Here is a 20,028-nt window from a genome sequence, read left to right on the forward strand (position 1 = left end):
CCGCATGGGCGGCGCGCTGGCGGAGTGGGGGCAGATCGCCTACCGCCAGCACCGGATCTACCTCGCCGAGCCTTGTCTGGAGCAGCTCGCGGGCACCACCGGGGCCAGCTGCTCGGTCGCCACCCGCCATGGCATCCACGCCGTATTGCTCGGCACCAGCCGGTGGCGGGAGACCGACGGGCACGCCCTGCAGGGCGTGCGACTGCCGTTGCACGCCAGCGCGCTCGGCAAGGCGCTGCTCGCCTGGTCCGAGGTCACCGACGAGCAACTGCGCGAGCTCCCGTACGACGAGGGCACCGAGCGCTCGGTGTCCGGGCCCGGCGAGCTGCGCGCCGAGTTGGCGATCACGCGCGAGCGCGGATACGCCTACAACGACGAGGAACTCGATCCCGGTTTCCGCACCATCGGCCTGCCCATCCTGCATCCGGCAGGTCGCTGCCGGTTCGCGCTCGGCCTGCGCGGTCCCACGACGCTGATGATCTCCGAACGCGTGCCGTTCTTCGTCGAACTCGCCAAGGTCACCGCGCAGGAGATCGCGGCCAGGTTCGCCGCTGCGGAGTAGCCGTCCGGAAAAGGGACGATCCGGTCGAAAGACCCCAGGCGCGAACGAGCCACCCTATTCTTGACGCGTAATGCACAGGGCGGGGTCCTCATTCGGGGACGACAGTAGCCCACGCCGGTGACGGCCGGCGCCGCCGGGGAAGGGAGGTTGCATGCCGAACGGTCAAGCGCGGGCGCGCGCCGGGGTCTCCAGCAAGCTCGACACGAGTCTCGCGCACGAGGCGCGGGTCTACGACTACTGGCTCGGCGGCAAGGACAATTACCCTGCCGATCGCGCGCTCGGCGATACCGTCGCCATGCACATCCCCGCCATCCGCGACATGGCGCGCGCCAATCGCGCGTTCCTCGGCCGGGCGGTGCGGCATCTCGCCCGCGACGCGGGCATCGCCCAATTCCTCGACATCGGCACCGGCCTCCCCACCGCGGGCAACACGCACGAGGTGGCCCAGCGGATCGATCCGGCCGCGCGCGTGCTCTACGTCGACAACGACCCGCTCGTGCTCGCCCATGCCCGAGCCCTGATGGCGAGCACCCCGCCGGGTAGGATCGACTTCCTCGACGCCGACCTGCGGGATCCGCACGCCATCCTGGACGCGCCCGTACTGGCCGAGACCTTCGACCCGGACCGGCCCATCGCGATTCTGCTGGTCGCGGTCATGATGTTCTTCGACGACAACGAGGACCCGCTCGGCGTCGTCGGCCGGCTGCTGGACGCGGCGCCGTCCGGCAGTTATCTGGTGCTCACCCATTTCACGGAAGATTTCGACGCGCGGGCCACGGCGCGCGCGGTGGCCGCCGCCCGGCAGGCCGGGATCGCGTTCCGAGCCCGCAGCCGCGCGGAGACCGAATCCTTCTTCACCGGAACCGAACTCGTCGAGCCGGGTGTCGTTCCGGTCGACGCTTGGCGTCCGGACACGGACGCCGCCCCGGCCAAGGAGCGTTCCGCCTGGTACTGGGCCGGCGTCGGGCGCAAGCCCTGAGCGGCGTTTGAGCCGACGCCGTTCGGCAATCACGTCGGGGGAACCGGCGGCCGCGGACGGCGAGGTGGTGGACATATGGTCGAAGACGTCGAGAAGCGCTGGCGCGATCCGCGCGGATTCCGCCGCGCGGCGACCTACGTCGCCTCCGTGCTCGCCACCGCGGGGCTGGTCTTCCTGTTGAGCGTGCTGTGGGCCGCGCAGCGCGAGTGCGTGGACGCGGACAGATTGCTGTGCGACAGCGCCGCACAGCTCGCGGTGGTGCTCGGCCCTGCCGTGGTCCTGCTGATCGGCGGCATCGGCGCCTTCATCGAGACCTACGTGCAGTGGCGCCGCGGCCGGACCTGGCCCATCTGGCAGGGCGCAGGCTGGTTCCTGTTCATCCTGATGGTCGTCTACCTGGGGATCGGCGGCGGCGCCGCCGCCGGTTGATCAGTCCGCGACCCGCACGACCACCTTGCCGAAATTGCGGCCCTCCAGCATGCCGATGAACGCCTCGGGCGCGGCGGCCAAGCCGGAGACGACGTCCTCGAGATAGCGCACGCGGCCATCGGCGACCCACTCCCCCATCTCGCGCAGGAAGTCCGGGTACAGCTCGCGGACGAATTCGGTCTGGATGAATCCGCGCACCGTGAGGCTCTTGGTCAGGATGCGTCCGTAGAAGGCGGGCAGCCGGTCGGGGCCGCCCGGGGCGCCGGTCGCGCTGTAATTCGCGATCAGCCCGCAGACCGGCACGCGCGCGTGGGTGTTCAGCAGCGGAAAGACCGCGTCGGCCACCGCGCCGCCGACGTTCTCGAAGTAGACGTCGATGCCGTCGGGAACCGCCGCCGCCAGCTGGTCGGCGAAATCGGGGGCGCGGTGGTCGAGCGCGACGTCGAAGCCGAGTTCGTTCAGGTAGGCGACCTTGCGCGGGCCGCCGGCGATGCCCACCGTGCGCGTGCCGCCGATCTTCGCGATCTGGCCGACGGCCGAGCCGACCGGCCCGGTGGCCGCGGCGACCACGAGCGTCTCGCCCGGCTGCGGTCGGCCGATCTTGCGCAGGCCCGCGTAGGCGGTGAAACCCGGCATGCCGAGCACCCCCAGCGCGGTGGAGACCGGAGCATTGCCCGTATCGAGCTTGCGGACCGAGCGCGCCGGGGTGACGTCATGGGTCTGCCACCCCGAATAGGCAAGCACCACATCGCCTTTCGCGACCGACGGGTCGCGGGATTCGAGCACTTCGGCGACGGTGCCGCCGACCATCACCCCGCCGATCTCCACCGGATCGGCGTAGGACTCGGCCGAGCTCATCCGGCCGCGCATGTACGGGTCCAGCGACAGATAGCGGGTGCGCAACACCACGTCGCCCTCGGCGGGAGCGGGGAGTTCCGCGGTCTCGACCCGGAAATTGCCGGGGGTGGGGACGCCCACCGGCCGGGAAGCAAGCACGATTCGCGTCGACTCGACCATGCGCCCACCCTAGCCGCGGGTACGGACGCCGGACGCCCGCACCCGCTCGTGTCCGGCGATCACCAGGACGGCGATTTCGGCCCCAGGAACAGGCCGCCGTTCACCTCCAGCGTCTGACCGGTGACCCAGCGTCCGTCTTCGGAGGCGAAGAAGGCCACCGCGTCGGCGATGTCCGAGCCGCGGCCGACACGCTCGAGCGCGGTCATGCCCGCCACACCGGAGATCGCACCGTCGTTGGTGTGCAGCCAGGAATTCATCTCGGTGTCGGTGATGCCGGGCGAGACCGTGTTCACCGTGATCCCGCGCGGCCCCAGAGTCTTGGCCAGCGATCGGCCGAGCACGTTGAGCGCGCCCTTGGTCATGCCGTAGACGACCTCCGGCGTGGCGAACCAAGTGACGCCGGAGGAGATGTTGACGATGCGTCCACCGTCGCGCAGCAACGGCAGCGCCCGCTGGACGATGAACAACGGCGCCCGCACGTTCACCGCGAACAACCGGTCGAAGTGCTCGGGCGTGGCCTGCTCGACCGTGGCGTCGTAGACGATGATCGCGGCGTTGTTGACCAGGATGTCCAACGGCCGGTCACCGAGTCCGGCGGTGAGTTCGCCGAACAGTTGGTCGATGTCCCCGTCGCGGCCCAGTTCGGCACGCACCGGGAACGCCCGGCCGCCCGCGCGCCGGATCGCCGACACCGTGTCTTCCGCCGCCTCCACGTTCGTGCCGTAATGCACGGCGACTTCTGCGCCGTCGGCGGCCAAACGCTCGGCGATGGCCCGGCCTATCCCCCGCGAGGCGCCGGTCACCAGGGCGGTCTTTCCGTTCAAGTCGGTCATTCTGCACTCCCGCATTGTTGTTATGTAACGTTCCCTAACATCGCTGGAGCGCGCTACGGTATTCCCGTGGGACCGAAACGCCGCGCCGCCGCGGACACCAAGGAGCACATCCTCGCCGTTGCGCGGGAGTTGTTCTACCAGGATGGAATTCGCGCGACCGGCGTGGACCGCGTCGCAACCGAGGCGAACGTCGCACCGCCCACCCTCTACCGCATCTTCGGCTCCAAGGACGAGCTGGTCGCCGCGTATCTCGAGCGAGAGGACCACCGGTACCGGGAGTGGTTCCGCGCGGCGGCGACCGGGGACGGGTCGCGCGAGCGCATCCTCGCGCTGTTCGACGCGCTGGCCGAGCAGGTGCGCCCCGAATCCTGCCGCGGCTGCCCCTTCCTCATCGCGCTCGGGGAATTGCCCGACCACGACGTGCTCGGTCACCGAAACGCTGTCGCGATGAAGCACTGGGTGCGGGCGCAACTCGGCGCGCTGGCCGGCGAACTAGCGGCCACCGCGCCGATGGACGATCCGCAGGCGCTCGCCGACCAGCTGATGCTGGTGATGGAAGGCGTCTACGCTACGACACAGGCGTTCGGACCGACCGGTCCGGCGACTCGGGCCCGTGCGCTGGTCGAGGCGCTGCTTCCCCGCGAGCCGGCCTGATCTCGCGACACGCTCGCGGCCGACCGCCGGTGGAACTGCACGCCGCGGTCGCGAGGGATCCGACGCCTACCATCGGTCGTGTCCTGCCGGGTGACGGAAACCGCTCTCCGAGAACACCTTTGCGACGAGCGTATGGAACATCGACTCGAGCGAACGAGACATTGGCGCGGCGGCCGCGGATTCGTAGCGTCGAAACCATGACCTTGGACATCGGCATCATCCTGCCCACTTCGACGCCCGACCCCGCGCAGCCCATCCTGGGTGACGTACGCGCCGCCGCCCGCCTCGCCGAGCAGAGCGGACTGGACTCGGTGTGGTCCACCGACCATCTCGTCGCCAGCGCGCCGATCCTGGACAGCACCGTGGTGCTGGCCACCGCCGCCGCCGCGACCGACCGGATCCGCATCGGCTACGGCGTGCTGCTGCTGGCGTTGCGGCCGGTCGCCTGGGCCGCGAAGCAGATCGCCACGCTGCAGCATGTCTCCGGCGACCGGCTGATCCTCGGTGTCGGCACGGGCAACCCCGCGCACGGGGATGTCGGTTGGCGCGCGGCCGGTGCGTCCTTCGCCGAGCGCGGCCGTCGCACGGACGAGGCGCTGCGTGTCCTGCCCGACCTGGTCACCGGGCGGCCCACCACCCTCGCGGACGGCACCGAGGTCGCGCTGGCACCCGGTGCGACCATGCCGCCGGTGCTGGTCGCGGGCGACGGCGAGCGGGCGCGGCGCCGTGCCGCCGCCTTCGCCGACGGCTGGGTCGCCATCGGACTCGAACCGCACCGGATCGGTGCGGCAGCGGCGGAATTGGCTTCGCTCGCCCAGGAATACGGCCGTCCGCCGCTCTCCGTGACGGTCGTGGCGCCCGCGCTGGCCACCGATCCCGGCCAGGCGGCCGAGCGAATGGCCGCCTACGCCGAGGCCGGCGCGGCACGCGTCGTCCTCGCCCCGTCCGGGCCGCAGTGGGAGGCCGGCTACGAGTTCGCCGCGAAGATCAAGGCGCAGCTCTGAGTGCTCATCCGCCGCACAACAGTCCCACTCCGAGGCCGAGCAGCACCGCCGCGATCAGCGAATCCAGCACCCGCCAAGCCCGCGGACGGGTGAACAACGGACCGAGCAGGCGCGCACCGAAGCCGAGAGCGGTGAACCAGAGCACGCTGGCCAGCATCGCCCCCGCGCCGAGAAACCAGCGATCCGGGCTCGCATAGGTGCTGGCGAAGGACCCCAGCAACACCACGGTGTCCAGGTAGACGTGCGGATTGAGCCAGGTCAGTGCCAGGGTGGTCGCCACCGTCGCGCCGAGTGCCGCGGTGGCCCGCCCCGCTTCGGTGCGCAGCGCCGCGGCGCCGAACGCCCGCCGGACCGCCAGCGCCGCATAGCCGATCAGAAACGCCGCGCCCGCGTAGCGCGCCACCACGAGCACCGCGGGAGCCGACTCGACGACCATGCCGAAGCCGGCGACCCCGGCCGCGATCAGCACGATGTCGGATACCGCGCACACCGCCACCACCGCGTGCACATGCCTGCCACTGATCCCTTGACGCAGCACGAACGCGTTCTGCGCGCCGATCGCCACGATCAGCGACAAACCGAAGCCCAAACCGGAGGCGGCGGCCAGCGCCGCGGAGGAAACGCTCACGTCCAGCGACGCTAAGGGCGCGGATCGTACCCAGGCAAGCTAAAGATTCTTAAGTATCATTAGCATTCCTTGATATGGATCTGCAACTCGATCAGCTGCGTGCACTCGACGCCGTGATCACCGAGGGGACTTTCGACGCCGCGGCGCGGCGCTTGAGCGTGACGGCGTCGGCGGTCAGCCAGCGCATCAAGGCGCTGGAGGACGCCGCGGGCCGGATCCTCGTGCAACGCACGAAACCGGTGCGCGCCACCGAATCCGGGCTGGCGGTGCTCCGGCTGGCCAGGCAGATCCAGTTGCTGTCGGGGGACACCGCGCGCGAGCTCGGCGGCGAGCCCGCCGACGGTCCGATCCGGGTGCCGATCGCGGTCAACGCCGACTCGCTGGAGACCTGGGTGCTACCCGCTCTCGGCCGCGCGCCGCGCGGCGTGTGCTTCGAGATCCATCGCGAGGACGAGGAGCACACCACGCGCCTGCTGCGCGACGGCACCGTGATGGCGGCGATCACCTCGACCGCGCAACCGGTGCAGGGCTGCAAGGTCGAGCGGCTCGGCGCGATCCGGTACCGGCCGATGGCCAGCCCGGAGTTCGCCGCCACCTGGTTCGCCGACGGCCCCACCGCGAAAGCGTATGCCGCCGCTCCGGTCGTGCTGTTCGATCGCAAGGACGACCTACAAGATCGCCTGTTGCGCAGACGCAGTCGCAAACCGCTGGATCCGCCACGCCACTTCGTGCCGTCCTCCACGGGATTCGCCGAGGCGGTCCGGCTGGGGCTCGGCTGGGGCATGCTGCCCGACCTGCAGACCCGCGAGGACCAGGCCACCGGCCGCTTGGTTTCGATCGATCCCCGCGCTGTCATCGATGTCCCGCTGTACTGGCAGCAGTGGCGGCTGGACTCCCCCGCCCTCGGCGCCGTCGCCGCCACCATCGCGGCCGAAGCGGCGGACGTGCTGCGCTGAACACACGAGTTGCGCTGCTCGGCAACGTGTTCCGTTTCGTGACACCGCCGGGCCAGTGGTGCGAGCACCCTGACCCGGCGGCGCCGTATCCGAGAAGGTGCGACCGTGGGCACGGTAGCACCGCCTGTTTGTTCGGAGCCTCGAGCGAGTTGGATGGGTTCTCGACAGCAAATCCGTCCGGCACGATCACATCCGACGCAGCGGTGTGCTGCCGCGGGACGCGGTAACGCGGCGACGGTTCGGCCCATACCGCGCGGCAAACCCGGGCGCCGACGGACAGCGCATCGCACGACATCAGGACATCCGAGTACCTCGTATCCCTCCATATCGGGACGCGGGGAGGTAATTTGATCTTCGCAGGCCGACCACAGCTTCAGCTCCATCCCGCACCCACCCGAGATGCACAGGAGTTCACTTTGGCACGGCACCGTCGCCCGAACCGCTCGCGCACCCGCGGCGCATTCGCCATCGCGGCCGCACTCGGCACCCTGCTCACCGGCATCGGACCCGATGCGGCCGCGCGCCCGATCGGTCCGTACGACGTCGGCGGGCAGATCGAAGCCGAGTACGACCAGGCCGGTGGGCCGGGGTTCTTCGGCGACCCGGTCACGCCCGAGTCCCCCGCCGCTCGCGGTGGCCGCTACCAAGCGTTCGAGCGCGGCTCCTCCATCTATTGGCACCCCGACACCGGCGCCCACCAAGTCGGCGGCGCGATCCGCGACAAATGGGGCGACCTCGGTTACGAGGGCGGCGCACTCGGCTACCCCGTGGCGCGGGAAGGCGCGACGCCGTCGAAACCGGGCAGCTACAGCGTCTTCCAGAACGGTTCGATCTACTGGTCCGTCGGCACCGCCGCGCATCAGATCGGTGGCGTGATCCGCGACAAGTGGGGTTCCTACGGCTGGGAGAGCAGTCCGCTGGGGTTCCCCATCACCGACGAATCCGCGGGCCGCGCCGGTAACGGCCGTTACAACCTGTTCGGCGGCGGAGCCATCTACTGGTCGTCGCGCACCGGCGCCCACGTCGTCTGGGGCTCCATCCGGGAGTCCTGGGAAGCCGCGGCGGGCGAAGCCGGACGCTACGGCTATCCCACCAGCGACGAATACGACTTCGAGAACGGCAAAGCCCAGGACTTCGAGGGCGGCCGCATCACCTGGTCCCCGTAGCAGGACCACCGATCGCCGCCGCCGCGCGGTGCCCGAATCGACCGACCGGCTTGCCGAGGAGTTGAGAGCATGCTCGCTGGACGACTTTTCCCACGCGCTGCCGGCGGGCAGCGCTTCCGCCTGGAGGACGTACCGGTGCCCACCCCCGGGCCGGGCCAAGTGCTGATCGCGGTCGCCGCCGCCGGTGTCTGCCTGTCGGATGTCCACCTCATCGAGGGCGTGCTGTCGCCGATGTACCTGACCGGCGACGCGGTCACCCTCGGCCACGAGGTCGCGGGCACGGTGCACACCGTGGGGCCCGAGGTCCGCGACCTACAGCCCGGTGATCGAGTGTTGTTGCAGGCAGGCGAGATCCGCGACGGCAGAACCTACACCCGGGGCGTGGACTACGACGGCGGGTGGGCGGAATACGCGCTGGCCGCCGCCGAGACCGTGGTGCCCATTCCCGACGACCTGCCGTTCGAGCAAGCCTGTTTCATCCCCGACGCGGTCTCGACGCCCTGGGCCGCCATCACCCGGACCGGCCAGGTCCGGGCCGCGGAGGCGGCGGGCGTCTGGGGCGTGGGCGGACTCGGCGCGCACGGGGTCCAGTTACTCCGGCTGATCGGCGCCGCGCCGATCATCGCGGTCGATCCGCTGCCCGCCGCTCGGCAGCGTGCGCTGGACTTCGGGGCGGACCTCGCGCTCGACCCGTCCGACGCGGAGCTGCCGAAGAAGGTGTACGCCGCCACCGGAGGCGCCGGACTCGACGCCGCGTTCGACTTCGCGGGCGCGGCGCCCGTCCGCGAACAGGCCGTCGGATGTCTCGCCGACGAAGGACGGCTGGTGCTGGTCGGACTCACCGACAAACCGATCACCATCACGAACGGCACCATCTTCAGCTTCCGGCAACAACAACTGCGTGGGCATTACGGCTCCGAACCCGATCACGTGCTCGAACTGGTGCGCCTGCGCCGCGCGCATCGGATCGATTTCGCCAAGTCGGTGAGTGCGGTGCTTCCGCTGGCCGAAGCGGAGTCAGCGGTCCACGCGCTGGAGAACAAGGAAGGCAATCCGATCCGGATCGTGCTGACACCGTGAACTTTCGGCAATCCGGACATTCGCGCCGTGGGTGACGGCTCCGCCGGCGACCCCAACTCGCGTTGGGGCCGCCGCGGCCGAACCAGCCAGTGCCCGAGTCGATCCTCAGACCCCGACCTCGACAGGGATACTGCCACATCACGGCGGCCCCGTCGCATCGGTGATCGTCCATCGGTACATACATGCGCGTGTGCATGTGCATGGGCGTCGCCCGGAGCGAAAACCTCGAAAATCGAGGTGAACGAGCGTCGCTAGGTAACGAGTGCGCATCAGCCATTGGTCTGCGATATGGAACTGTTATCCACTGGGCCTCGCGTTCTGCCGAGTTGTCCGTGTTGCCAACGACTTTCACGACTCGCAACGCGGATTCGATTCGCAGGCTTCGAGCCGGACCTCGATCGAGTCGACCGCCCGGTTCCCGCCCGCTGGGCGAGGAGTCCGCCCCGACAGCAGGCGACATCGCCGATACGGTGGCGTGCGACCCGTTCGGCAAACTCCGCGCACGGACGTGACCGGCACGCCGGTACGGGCGCCACCTTTGCCGCCGGAGGTGTCCTATTCGTCCGGGTGCATCTCGGCGAGTAGCTCGTTGAGGAAATCCACGCTGTCGGCCGGCGACAGCGCCTCCACGCTGAGCCGGTTCATGACCGACATGTACAGCTCGACATCGCGCTGCTTGTCGAAGTACAGCGAGCTGGCGAGCTGCTCGGTGTAGACGATGTCGGCCAGCTCGGGTTCCGGGAAACGAAGGATGCTGAACGGGCCGCCCGCGGCGGAGTGCCCGCCCGCCGCATACGGCAGGACTTGGATCCTGATGCTCGGCCGGTCGGCCATCGTCGCCAGATGCTCGATCTGCTCGCGCAGGACCACCATCCCGCCGACCGGTCTGCGCAGCGCGTTCTCATCGATGACCGCCCATAACGTAGGAGCGGCGGCGCGGTAGAGGATCCGCTGGCGGCGCATCCGGATGGCGACGCGGCGTTCGGTCTCGTCGGTGTTGCCCAGCTGGATCACCGCGCGCGCGTAATCGGCGGTCTGCAGCAGGCCCGGGACGAACTGCGCCTCGTAGGTGCGGATCGTGGTGGCCGCCTGCTCGAGACCGATGTAGGTCTCGAACCACGCCGGAAGCAGATCGCTGTAGTGCTGCCACCAACCCGGGTCGTTGGCCCGGCGAGCCAATTCGAAGTACGTTTCCCGTTCAGCGGGGTCGACAACGCTGTAGAGATTCAGCAGGTCGTGCAGATCGCGTTCCTTGAAGCCGGTCCGGCCCAGTTCCAGGCGGCTGATCTTGGCGTGCGATCCCCGAATGGCGTCGCCCGCGGCCTCCCTGGTGATCCCGCAGCCCTCGCGCAGCTGACGCAACCGGCTGCCGAGCGCGATCCGCAAGACGGTCGGACCGCGTTCGGCCGCAGGGAATTCCGCGTTGTCGCCACTGTCCTCGTCGTTGGTCATGCCTGCCTCCGGCCGATCGGGGGTTAGACCGCGGGGCCCACTGCCTCCACCATCACAGCTGTCTGAACGTCGGCTGAAGATCCTACTCGGCCGCACCCCGGCACCGGCCCTGACGCGGACGCGTGCCGCGAATCGAGTGCGCAATTATGGATTCGCAAGAGCGCCAACGCAATATCTCGACCGCATTCCCGAGCGCGACGGGACGGCTGTGCGTAGAGTCGCCCCCGACGGTGGCCACGCGGAGGAGGAGCGCCATGACGTCGGCAGAGGCATCGACCCGACTAGCGGGTGTCGATCCGGACGTACCCAGCATCGCACGGGTGTACGACTACGCCCTCGGAGGGACGGACTGGTTCGAGTCCGACCGGCAGGTGTACCAGCACCTGAAGAAGGCGGTGCCGCATCAGGACGACGTCGGCGCCGCCAACCGGCGCTGGCTCGAGCGCGCAGTCCGGTACGTCACCCGATCGGCGGGCGTCGACCAGGTCCTCGACCTGGGCAGCGGCCTGCCCACGCGGAAGAACACCCACGAGATCGCCCAGGAACTCGGCGCCGAGGTCGCGGTGGTGTACGTGGACAACGACCCGGTCTGCGTCACCCGAGGACGGGAACTGCTCGAAGCCAACGAGCGCACCCACTTCCTCGACCTGGACCTCACCCGGCCCGCCGAGGTGCTGGACGACCCCGCCGTCAACCAGTACCTCGATCTGACCCGGCCGGTGTTGCTGATGCAGTGCGGCACCTTGCATCACCTCGACGACGACCAGGACCCGGCGGGCATCATGCGGCGGTACATCGATCGCCTCGCACCGGGGTCCTACGTGATGATCAGCCACTTCTACGATCCGGCCGACGAGAACGAGCACCTGCACGCACTGGCCAGACTGGCCGAGCGGGCACTGCACGACGAGGGCCTCGGCACCGGGCGGTGGCGCACCCGCGCGGAGATCCAGTCGTTCTTCGCCGGGCTGGAGATGGTTCCACCGGGATTGGTCGAGCTGCACGAATGGTGGCCCGGCGGCCCCGCGCTGCGCACGCCGTGGCCCGACGAACGTCTCATCCTCGGCGGCGTCGGCCGCAAGAGATAAACCCCTCTCACCACGGAGCCCGACATGACCTCGAACGACGTGCAGATCACCGATCAGGACATCCAGGACAAGCTGACCGGCGTCCTCGGCTTCACCGGCATCGACCTCGCGACGTCGAAAGAGGGCGTCAACTGGTGCTCGACCGCGTTCTTCACCGAATTGGACGGCGATCCGTTCCGCTTGACGCTCGTGCTCGAGTCGGGCGGGCGGACGCTGGAGGGCCTGCGCGCCAATCCGAACGTCGGGGTGAAGGTGGTGCCCGACGGAATCCTCCACCCCTTCGCACAGGGCCTGGGCACGGCCGTGGTTCGCACCGGATCCGGCGAGCGGGAGGAGACCTTCGAAGCATTGTTACGAAAGGAGCCACAGATCGAACCGTTCTTGTCCACACCGATCGAGGCCGTGGTGGTGCACATCGACTGGTGGCGGGTGACGCATGTGCAGGGCGGATGGCTGCCCGGACGGGTGCTGCACCGGCCCGGCGCGTCCTGAGTCGTCACCCTGCTCAATGCTCGCCCCCGGCCGCTGCGCCCGCGCTCGATCCACGAAAACAGCACTGGCCGAATGCATCCGCACGGATTGCTCGCCGATTCGGCGGTCTCTAGGCTGGTGAGCCAGGCGACGGAAACTAGAGAGAGGTCTCCATGTCCGATCCCGCTCCCCAGACCGGTGTCCGCGCGCCGGTAGGCGTGGACACGACACGCGCGAGCATCGCCCGCGTCTACGACGCCACCCTCGGCGGCAAGGACAATTACGAAGTCGACCGCTACGTGCGCGACAAGGTCGCCGAAGTCGCGCCGCGGCAGAGCGATGTGGCCCGGATGAATCGCCGCTGGCTGCACCGCGTGGTGCGCTACCTGGCCGGTACCGCGGGCATCGACCAGTTCCTCGACATCGGCGCCGGACTGCCGACCGTCGGCAACACCCACGAGATCGCGCAACAGCAGAATCCCCAGGCGCGCGTGGTGTACGTGGACAACGACCCGGTCTGCAACATCCACGGCCGCGTCCTGCTCGAGCGCAACGCGTACACCCATTTCGTACCCGCGGACCTGACCGACCCCGACACCTTGCTGGCGCACTCGGAGGTCACCCCGCACCTCGATCTCACCCGCCCGCTGGCGCTGATCCTGTGCGGCATCCTGCATCACGTCGACGACGACCTCGATCCGGCCGGGATCATGCGCCGGTACATCGATGCGCTCCCGGCCGGCTCCTACGTCGCGATCACGCATTTCTACGATCCCGCCGACGGCGGCGAGGCACACGAGATGGCCATCGAGCTGCAACGGCGTTTCACCGAGATGGGCCTGGGTTCGGGCTGGTACCGCACTCGCGAGCAAATCGCCTCGTACTTCGGCGATCTGGAACTGATCGAGCCGGGGCTGGTCGAACTCGACGACTGGTGGCCGATGGGACCCGCGCTCCGCCCGCGGCTGACCGAGGAGCGCCTACTGCTCGGCGGCGTCGGCTACAAGTCCGGATCGTCGAACGGAGTCGTGACAACCCTGCGCCGCCGGGCGACCGAGCCCGGCCTATCGGAATCCGCCGTGCGCGACACGGCCGAAAGGTGACTCCCACGATGACCTACGACGACCTGAACGGCCCCGATCTGCGCGCCGACCGGTGGCGCTTCCTGGAAGTCCCGCTCGGCCCGGACCAGACCTGGCGCTACGCCGACCCGGCCGCCCGCACCGAGGTCGGCGAGGGCGCCGTGTCGGTCCGGATCGACGCCTTCACCCGGTCCCACGCCGAGGTCCAGATCCTGGACAACCCGAAGCACCTGCTGGTGTCGACCGAGACGTTCGATCTCACCGGCGGGCCACGGACTTTCGCGGTGGACATGGCGGCGGAGAGCGTCGGCGCCACCGGCGAGGACTACCGCGACGGCTTCGCCGCGTTCAACGTCCTCGATATGAGCAGCGCGCAGGTCTTCGACCTGATCGCGACGAGCAAGCACGCGTACGCGATCCACGAACGGTTGTTCGTGCCCGGTGTCGTCCCCGCGGAGGAGGCGTTCACCCACGTGGTGCACGCGCCGCTGGCCGGTGTGAGCATCAAGCCGGGCGAGTTCCACCGCTACAGCGTCACCCTCGACCGCGCCGCGGGTACCGCGGGCTGGTACGTCGACGGCGCACCGGTGTACACCACCACTGCTCCACAACTGCCGGAGACGGTGCAGATCGGTTTCGGCATCATCACCCTGCATCCGATCGAGGACGGGCGCAGCACGTCGCTGCGCGGACAGGGCCTGCACGCGGCGTGGCGCGACTTCACCGTGGCGTGACCGATCACGGCGAAAGCCGTCGAAAACACCGATGCCCAGCCGCATTCGGCTGGGCATCCGGTTCGTTCGCCGCCCGCGTGCGGCCGCTTCGCGCCGGTCAGACGCTCTCCTTGCGCGGCCACTCGACGTTGCGCGAGCGCGCGTACTCGTCGGGCGCAGCGTCATCACCGTCCATGCCGTATTCGTAGTCGTACTCGTCCGACTCGGTACGACGGCGCGGGTCCCACACCATCGCCACGGCCGACATGGCCAGCAATGCGATGACAATGGCCGCGATGACTACATAGAGCAACGACTTCCACCCTCCTGAAGAAAAAACGAACAGCACACAGCCGTGCCGGATACTCAACGCGCACAGCTTCTTTGACGCCGCAGGCATCGTACGGCGCAGCACCCGGAACCGGACATTCCGGCGCGGGTTACCGACGGGTCGGCATCGGATCCGGCCTCGGCGGCAGTGCCGACGGATTCGACGGAAACTCCCCCGCGAACCCTCAGCGTCGCATAGGCTCAGCACCGTCCCGGTGGCTCCGGGGCTTCCATCGCGGCATCGGCATGCCCAAGCCGACCGCGATCGCTGGTGGTAGCGGTGGGGTTCACCCGATTCGATGAACCTCGCCGTCCCCCACTTCCGGTGAAATCATTGGGACATTCGCGCGGAATCACCCGCATCTGGCATCCTTCGAGCTACCGTCTTCGGTCATGGACGACATCGAACTGCAGCCACCGACCGTCGCCTCCGCCAAGCAGACCGGACTGGTCCTGGACATCGCCGCGCTGGACATTCACAACCCGCTCGCCCGGCCCGGCGAGATCAGCTACCCGTACGTTCGCTGCACCGACCATCGGGTCCTGCGGCTACCCGAGCCGTTGCACCGATGGGCCACCGAAACCATCGCGCTCAATCACAGCAAGCACGCCGCCGGCGCTCTGCCCCTGTTCCCCGGGCAGGTCGAATTCGGCATCCTCGACGGCACCATGTACGCCGAAGTGCTCTGATCCGGATCCGCGACGAAAGCCCGGTCGACCCGGCCGGGCTCACCCGCGTTACGGTGCCTCGCCCCCGGGCGGATGCGGGACCGCCGCAGGGCGGTTCGTCGCAGGCATCGCCGATCAGCGGCGGAGTCGCGGTACCGGACCGGCGGCGCCTGCCGCGGAACAGGCACGGCCGCCGCCTGATCGTGGGTCGGCATATGCCTGCCCGCACGGCTATCACGGCACGAAGCGCCTGGTGAGTGCGTAGACCCGGTACGCCTGTGGCGCGGGTCGCGGGCACACGACACACTGGACCCGTGAATCGCATGTCAACCCGACGACGCCGCCGCGGATCGGACGGCCTGCCGTGACCGACCTCGCCCGCGGTGAGAACCGCCCCGCGCCCGGGGATCGGCTGACGGTGACCGTCACCTGCTCGGCTCCCGTCGACGTATCGGCGCTGTTGCTGAACGCGGCGGGGCGGGTGCGCTCCGACGCCGACTTCGTCTTCTTCAATCAACCGGTCGCCCCCGGCGTCACCTACCGGCACGGCCGAGGCGCGGGCGACGTGGTGGACATTCAGACCACGGCGCTGCCGGGCGATGTGGATCGTGTCGTCGTCACCGCGAGCCTGGACGGCAACGGCCCGCCCACTTTCGCGGCCGCGGGTTCGCTGCGCGCGACCATCGCCGCCTCCTCCGGCACGCTGGCCTTCCCGATGACGGGCCTGAGCACCGAGACCGCCGTGGTGTGCGTGGAGATCTACCGTCGCGGCGGCGGATGGAAGGTGCGTGCGGTCGGCCAGGGGTACGACAACGGGCTGGCGGGCATCGCAACGGCTTTCGGCGTGAACATCGACGACGAGCCGTCCCCGCCGCCCGCTCCGGCTCCCCCACCGGCACATCAACCGCCCCGGGCGTATCCATCGGCTCCGCCCCCGACGCATCAACCGCCTGCGGCGCATCCATCCGCTCCCCCACCCGCACATCAACCGCCCCCGGCGTATCCATCGGCTCCGCCCCCGGCGTACCACCCCGCGCCCCCGCCTACCTACCCGACGCCACCGGCCTATTCCGCGCCGCCCGCCGCGGTGCCGCCACCACCGATGCCCTCACCTCAGCAAGGAGCACTGCCGATGCAGAGCGATCTGTTCGCCCCCAGCCACGCCGAAGTCACCGGCGCTGGCATCCAGAAGCAGGGCGGCAAGATGATCAAGGTGGCCGTCAACGGCGAGGTCATGGCCCGCGCCGGATCGATGGTCGCCTACCAGGGAGATCTGCATTTCCAGGCGCTCGGGGCGGGCGGGATCGGCCGGGCGATCCAGCAGCGGCTGACCGGCGAGGGCGTGCCGCTGATGAAGGTGTCCGGGCACGGCGACCTGTTCGTCGCGAACGGCGCCGCCGACGTGCACACCATCGACCTGGACGGCACCGACGGCCTCACCATCAACGGCGCCAATGTGCTCGCCTTCGATTCCACCTTGCGTTACGACATCCGGATGGTGCAGGGAGCCGCCGGTTTCGCCAGCAACGCCGGATTGTTCAACTGCGTCTTCACCGGTCGCGGCCGCATCGCCATCACCACGCACGGCACGCCGGTGGTACTCAACGTCGACCAGCCCACCTATGCCGACCCACAGGCGGCGGTCGCGTGGTCGTCGAGCCTGCAGACCGGCATCAAACGCAACGATTCGTTCGGACTCGGCAGGCTGATGGGCCGCAGCACCGGTGAGGGCATGACGCTGTCGTTCTCCGGCCGCGGTTTCGTCATCGTGCAGCCGTCCGAGCTGCCGCCCGGCGGATTCGTCGGAGGCACCGGCGGCGGGCAGGAAGCCGGCCAGAGCGGTGGCGTACTGGGCGGCCTGTTCGGGTGACGGCGACCGGCGCGGTCACGCCTGCAGTGAGACGAGTTCCACGACGGTGATGTCCGACGGTGCGCCCACCCGCACCGGCGGACCCCATGCCCCGGCTCCCCGCGAGACGTACAACTGGGTGTCGCCGTACCGCTCCAACCCGGCGACGGTCGGATTCGCCAGCCCCGCAAGGTAATTGCCGGGCCAGAGCTGGCCGCCGTGGGTGTGTCCGGACAACTGCAGATCGACGCCGTGTGCCACCGCGTCGTCGATCAGCACGGGCTGGTGCGCCAGCAGTACGGCGGCGCGGGCGCGGTCGCGGTCACCGAGCGCCTTGCCGAAGTCCGGGCCCTGCCCGGTTCGTTCGCCCTGCACGTCGTTGACGCCCGCGAGGTCGAATCCGGGTAGTTCGGTGCGTGCGTTCGCGAGCAGGTGCATGCCCAGTTCCTGGACGTGCTCCACCCACTGCTCGGCCCCGGAGAAGTACTCGTGGTTGCCGGTCACGAAGAACGCGCCGTGGCGGGCGCGCAGCGCGGCCAGCGGCTCGACGGCCGAGCGGAGATGCTCCACGCTGCCGTCCACCAGGTCACCGACGACCGCGATGAGATCGGGCCGGGTGTCGTTGACGGTCCGCACCACGCGCTCCGCGAAACCGCGCCCCAGGATCGGGCCGAGATGCACGTCGCTGACCACCGCGATGCGGAATCCGTCGGCACCGCGCGGCAGCTTCGCCAGCGGCACCGCGACGCGCATGACACTCGGTCCGTTCAGGACTCCGTACGCGCCGACGCCGACGGTCGTCGCCGCGGCGGCGACAGCGGCGCCGCCCATCACCCGCGAGACGAAGACGCGGCGCGGTAGCCGTGCGGGCGAGGACTCGGCCGGAGCGGCCGTATCCGGCGAGGCCCGAGGCGCCAACTCGGTCCCCGCCGCGAAACCGCCGCCCGCCGACGACTCCGGCCCGGACCCACCACCGACGAGAGACTCGTGCACATCATCGCTTTCGGCGGGAGACTCCGACCCGCTTCCGATGGGAGACGCCGGCACGAATCCGGGTCCCCCGGGCGCCTCCGACGCGGAACAGACTCCTACGGGAGGCTCCGGCGCGGAGCCGCCTCGCGAAGAAGACTCCCGCACAGCCACGAGCGCCGACTCGGAAGTGATATCCGCAGGAGAGTCCGGCTCCCGTACCGCTCGGCCCTCATCGAACCGGCGCAGCGCCAGGAGCCGAATCGGCTCGCCGATCGCCAGTGCCAACAGCAGGTACACGAACAACGCGCCCCACAGATAGCCGGGCCAGGCGATGATCCGGACAATCACGAACGGCGCGGACGCCAGCTCCGCCACCGTCGTCCCCAACAGCAGCAACGGACCCGCCAGCATGACGGCGGTGCCGACCCGTCGCGCGCGTGTTCCCGCCGCGGTCGTGTCCCGCACGAGCCGCCGCCAGACATACCAGTGGGCGCCGACCACCGTGAGCACGACGACTCCCACGAGGACGAGCACGGCGACACCGATCAGAACACTTTTCACGACCACGGCGGCACTCTCTGTGTGCATTCGGCTTGCGCGGCATCAACTTACGGCACGGCGCAGGCCGGGTACGGGATACGGACTTCCCGGGACCGGTTATGCCGTCCGTTCCAGCACGCCACGCAGAAACGCGGCTTGACCCGCGTGCTGCAGATCGTCGGAGATCACGCTGACCAGCCGCACACCCAGCGTCACCGGTGGGTCCCATCGGGTGTCCACGACGCGATCGAGGTCGTCGTCCCGCAGCGTCCGGACGAAGCGCAGCGTCTGGTCGTGCACCGCGTCGTAGTATCCCGCGAGCAACTCGGCCGACGCCTGGACGACCGCCACATCGGCGGGGCGGTCGCCGTAGCCGGTCGCCCCTTTGTCGAGAGGCAGGCCGAAGCGGTCGTACCAGCCCTGCGCGGTCCAGACCTGCTCGACACCGGCCACATCCGCGATGTGATCGTCCTGTACGCGGGTCAGATGCCAGATCAGCCAGGCGATCGAGTTGGCGCCCGGATCGACCCGGTGGGCGAGGGCGTCCTCCCCCAGTCCGTCGACGGCTTCGTGCACCACCTCCTTGATCCGCTCGTAGGCGTCGGTCAGCACATCGGCACTGGTAGCCATCGGTCGACTCCTTTTCGAATGGTCCGCTGCCCAGACGCTACCGAGCACGCCTGCCCGGTACGAGCGGCGACGTGCCGACCGGAGAAAATCTCGCACGATCGCACCACATTGAGTGTGCCGTTGTTCAACGGTACGATATGCATTGGTGAGATTGGTCGATGGCCATCGAATCGGTCACCGACCGGACGAAGACGTACCGAAGTGAGGAAGTACCGATGATGCACGACGCCGAGACCGGACGCGCCCGACAGGCGGTCGTCCGCCTGGCGATGATCGCCGCGCTCGCACTGACACCCGTCGCCGCGGTCGCCGCACCCGCGATGGCCGCACCCGCGGTGGCCCAGCAGCCGGCCGTCACCCAGACGAGCCAGGCCGAAGAGATCCACGGCGGGTGGCACCGTCACGGCGGGTGGGGCCGCCACGGTTACGGCGGCTGGGGCGGTTACGGCGGCTGGGGCGGCTGGGGCGGTTACGGCGGCTGGGGTAGCCCGTTCGGCTACTGGGGCGGCCCGTTCGGCGCCTGGCCTGGCATCGCCTGGCTGCTGCCCGGCACCGGAAGCGCGTTCTGACCAGAAGGGCTCTCACACAGTCCGCCAGGTGATCTCCGGCTCCACGCGATCGTTCCGGCACGCGATCGCAGTAGCGCCCGCACGCGCGGCGATCCCGGAATCACCTGGCTACTGGCAGGTTTCGGCATCGAGGCAGGAGCCGGACCGATCCCCGTCACGAGTGCCCGCACCCGCACAGCGGTCGCCGACTACCCTCCTGCGCAGAGCGACCGCCCCAGCAGGGGAGCCGAGCGCCCTCCCGCCGAATCGAGCTATGACGCGCTCAGCGTCCGCACAGCGCTCGCCTATCGAATCCGCGTCGATTCATACTGCCGGGCTGGGTTTTGGATAATTCCGCGCGCACTGCCGGACGAAT

At 69.5% G+C, this 20,028-nt stretch carries 22 protein-coding genes; 15 read left to right on the plus strand and 7 right to left on the minus strand.

Annotated features, from left to right (window positions below; genetic code table 11):
* Positions 1 to 4: 4 nt before the first annotated feature.
* The 3 genes from ACWEKR_RS18035 (at position 5) to ACWEKR_RS18045 (ending at position 1,970) form a co-directional block, all read left to right on the plus strand.
* A complete protein-coding gene (locus ACWEKR_RS18035; protein ID WP_452355550.1) occupies positions 5 to 562 on the plus strand; it encodes an IclR family transcriptional regulator in 558 nt (185 codons plus the stop codon).
* Between the two features lie 151 nt (positions 563 to 713).
* Positions 714 to 1,541, plus strand: a complete 828-nt coding sequence (locus ACWEKR_RS18040; RefSeq protein WP_452355403.1) for an SAM-dependent methyltransferase — start codon at positions 714 to 716, stop codon at positions 1,539 to 1,541.
* Positions 1,542 to 1,616: 75 nt separating this feature from the next.
* On the plus strand, positions 1,617 to 1,970 hold the full coding sequence (locus tag ACWEKR_RS18045) for a hypothetical protein (protein WP_452355404.1): 354 nt from the start codon (positions 1,617 to 1,619) through the stop codon (positions 1,968 to 1,970).
* Here the strand turns inward: ACWEKR_RS18045 and ACWEKR_RS18050 are convergent, their stop codons facing one another.
* Together ACWEKR_RS18050 and ACWEKR_RS18055 are read right to left on the minus strand one after the other, a co-directional pair.
* The gene (locus tag ACWEKR_RS18050; protein ID WP_452355405.1) at positions 1,971 to 2,987 is read right to left on the minus strand and encodes an NADP-dependent oxidoreductase; all 1,017 of its coding nucleotides are present in this window, start codon (positions 2,985 to 2,987) and stop codon (positions 1,971 to 1,973) included.
* A 59-nt stretch (positions 2,988 to 3,046) separates the two neighbouring features.
* Positions 3,047 to 3,820, minus strand: coding sequence for an SDR family NAD(P)-dependent oxidoreductase (locus tag ACWEKR_RS18055; RefSeq protein WP_452355406.1), 774 nt, complete (start codon positions 3,818 to 3,820; stop codon positions 3,047 to 3,049).
* A gap of 66 nt (positions 3,821 to 3,886) precedes the next feature.
* Between ACWEKR_RS18055 and ACWEKR_RS18060 the strand changes: the two genes are divergently transcribed.
* Both ACWEKR_RS18060 and ACWEKR_RS18065 read left to right on the plus strand, forming a co-directional pair.
* Positions 3,887 to 4,474 carry a TetR/AcrR family transcriptional regulator gene (locus ACWEKR_RS18060; protein ID WP_452355407.1) on the plus strand — a complete coding sequence of 196 codons (588 nt, stop codon included), beginning with the start codon at positions 3,887 to 3,889 and terminating at the stop codon, positions 4,472 to 4,474.
* Positions 4,475 to 4,671: 197 nt separating this feature from the next.
* Positions 4,672 to 5,478 carry an LLM class flavin-dependent oxidoreductase gene (locus ACWEKR_RS18065; protein ID WP_452355408.1) on the plus strand — a complete coding sequence of 269 codons (807 nt, stop codon included), beginning with the start codon at positions 4,672 to 4,674 and terminating at the stop codon, positions 5,476 to 5,478.
* A 4-nt stretch (positions 5,479 to 5,482) separates the two neighbouring features.
* Here the strand turns inward: ACWEKR_RS18065 and ACWEKR_RS18070 are convergent, their stop codons facing one another.
* Positions 5,483 to 6,106 carry a LysE/ArgO family amino acid transporter gene (locus ACWEKR_RS18070; protein WP_452355409.1) on the minus strand — a complete coding sequence of 208 codons (624 nt, stop codon included), beginning with the start codon at positions 6,104 to 6,106 and terminating at the stop codon, positions 5,483 to 5,485.
* Positions 6,107 to 6,180: 74 nt separating this feature from the next.
* Here ACWEKR_RS18070 and ACWEKR_RS18075 point away from each other — a divergent pair, with 74 nt between their 5' ends.
* The 3 genes from ACWEKR_RS18075 to ACWEKR_RS18085 all read left to right on the plus strand — a co-directional run bounded on the left by ACWEKR_RS18075 (position 6,181) and on the right by ACWEKR_RS18085 (position 9,308).
* Complete coding sequence (locus ACWEKR_RS18075; protein ID WP_452355410.1) at positions 6,181 to 7,062, plus strand: LysR family transcriptional regulator ArgP; 882 nt, start codon at positions 6,181 to 6,183, stop codon at positions 7,060 to 7,062.
* Positions 7,063 to 7,478: 416 nt separating this feature from the next.
* The gene (locus ACWEKR_RS18080) at positions 7,479 to 8,228 is read left to right on the plus strand and encodes an LGFP repeat-containing protein (protein ID WP_324198435.1); all 750 of its coding nucleotides are present in this window, start codon (positions 7,479 to 7,481) and stop codon (positions 8,226 to 8,228) included.
* Positions 8,229 to 8,297: 69 nt separating this feature from the next.
* Positions 8,298 to 9,308, plus strand: a complete 1,011-nt coding sequence (locus tag ACWEKR_RS18085) for a zinc-binding dehydrogenase (protein ID WP_452355411.1) — start codon at positions 8,298 to 8,300, stop codon at positions 9,306 to 9,308.
* Between the two features lie 555 nt (positions 9,309 to 9,863).
* Here ACWEKR_RS18085 and ACWEKR_RS18090 read toward each other — a convergent pair.
* Positions 9,864 to 10,760 carry a helix-turn-helix domain-containing protein gene (locus ACWEKR_RS18090; protein WP_452355412.1) on the minus strand — a complete coding sequence of 299 codons (897 nt, stop codon included), beginning with the start codon at positions 10,758 to 10,760 and terminating at the stop codon, positions 9,864 to 9,866.
* 254 nt (positions 10,761 to 11,014) lie between these two features.
* On the opposite strand from ACWEKR_RS18090, the gene ACWEKR_RS18095 reads away from it, so the two are divergent.
* The 4 genes from ACWEKR_RS18095 to ACWEKR_RS18110 all read left to right on the plus strand — a co-directional run bounded on the left by ACWEKR_RS18095 (position 11,015) and on the right by ACWEKR_RS18110 (position 14,135).
* Entirely contained in the window at positions 11,015 to 11,848 is an 834-nt protein-coding gene (locus ACWEKR_RS18095; protein ID WP_452355413.1) for an SAM-dependent methyltransferase, read from the plus strand.
* Positions 11,849 to 11,872: 24 nt separating this feature from the next.
* Entirely contained in the window at positions 11,873 to 12,340 is a 468-nt protein-coding gene (locus tag ACWEKR_RS18100; protein ID WP_452355414.1) for a hypothetical protein, read from the plus strand.
* 152 nt (positions 12,341 to 12,492) lie between these two features.
* Positions 12,493 to 13,422 carry an SAM-dependent methyltransferase gene (locus ACWEKR_RS18105; RefSeq protein WP_195091979.1) on the plus strand — a complete coding sequence of 310 codons (930 nt, stop codon included), beginning with the start codon at positions 12,493 to 12,495 and terminating at the stop codon, positions 13,420 to 13,422.
* Between the two features lie 8 nt (positions 13,423 to 13,430).
* On the plus strand, positions 13,431 to 14,135 hold the full coding sequence (locus ACWEKR_RS18110; protein WP_452355415.1) for a DUF6081 family protein: 705 nt from the start codon (positions 13,431 to 13,433) through the stop codon (positions 14,133 to 14,135).
* A gap of 97 nt (positions 14,136 to 14,232) precedes the next feature.
* On the opposite strand, the gene ACWEKR_RS18115 is transcribed toward ACWEKR_RS18110, so the two are convergent.
* Positions 14,233 to 14,514 carry a hypothetical protein gene (locus tag ACWEKR_RS18115; protein WP_452355416.1) on the minus strand — a complete coding sequence of 94 codons (282 nt, stop codon included), beginning with the start codon at positions 14,512 to 14,514 and terminating at the stop codon, positions 14,233 to 14,235.
* Positions 14,515 to 14,837: 323 nt separating this feature from the next.
* Here ACWEKR_RS18115 and ACWEKR_RS18120 point away from each other — a divergent pair, with 323 nt between their 5' ends.
* Together ACWEKR_RS18120 and ACWEKR_RS18125 are read left to right on the plus strand one after the other, a co-directional pair.
* Positions 14,838 to 15,134, plus strand: a complete 297-nt coding sequence (locus ACWEKR_RS18120; RefSeq protein ID WP_452355417.1) for a hypothetical protein — start codon at positions 14,838 to 14,840, stop codon at positions 15,132 to 15,134.
* A 343-nt stretch (positions 15,135 to 15,477) separates the two neighbouring features.
* Positions 15,478 to 16,983 (plus strand): AIM24 family protein, encoded by a 1,506-nt coding sequence (locus tag ACWEKR_RS18125; protein ID WP_452355418.1) that lies wholly within the window; start codon positions 15,478 to 15,480, stop codon positions 16,981 to 16,983.
* 15 nt (positions 16,984 to 16,998) lie between these two features.
* On the opposite strand, the gene ACWEKR_RS18130 is transcribed toward ACWEKR_RS18125, so the two are convergent.
* Together ACWEKR_RS18130 and ACWEKR_RS18135 are read right to left on the minus strand one after the other, a co-directional pair.
* Positions 16,999 to 18,501 carry a metallophosphoesterase gene (locus tag ACWEKR_RS18130; RefSeq protein WP_452355419.1) on the minus strand — a complete coding sequence of 501 codons (1,503 nt, stop codon included), beginning with the start codon at positions 18,499 to 18,501 and terminating at the stop codon, positions 16,999 to 17,001.
* Between the two features lie 90 nt (positions 18,502 to 18,591).
* Positions 18,592 to 19,104, minus strand: a complete 513-nt coding sequence (locus tag ACWEKR_RS18135) for a mycothiol transferase (protein ID WP_452355420.1) — start codon at positions 19,102 to 19,104, stop codon at positions 18,592 to 18,594.
* A gap of 158 nt (positions 19,105 to 19,262) precedes the next feature.
* Between ACWEKR_RS18135 and ACWEKR_RS18140 the strand changes: the two genes are divergently transcribed.
* Positions 19,263 to 19,673 (plus strand): hypothetical protein, encoded by a 411-nt coding sequence (locus ACWEKR_RS18140; protein ID WP_452355421.1) that lies wholly within the window; start codon positions 19,263 to 19,265, stop codon positions 19,671 to 19,673.
* The last annotated feature ends 355 nt before the right edge of the window (positions 19,674 to 20,028 follow it).

It is taken from the genome of Nocardia sp. NPDC004573 (assembly GCF_053602135.1).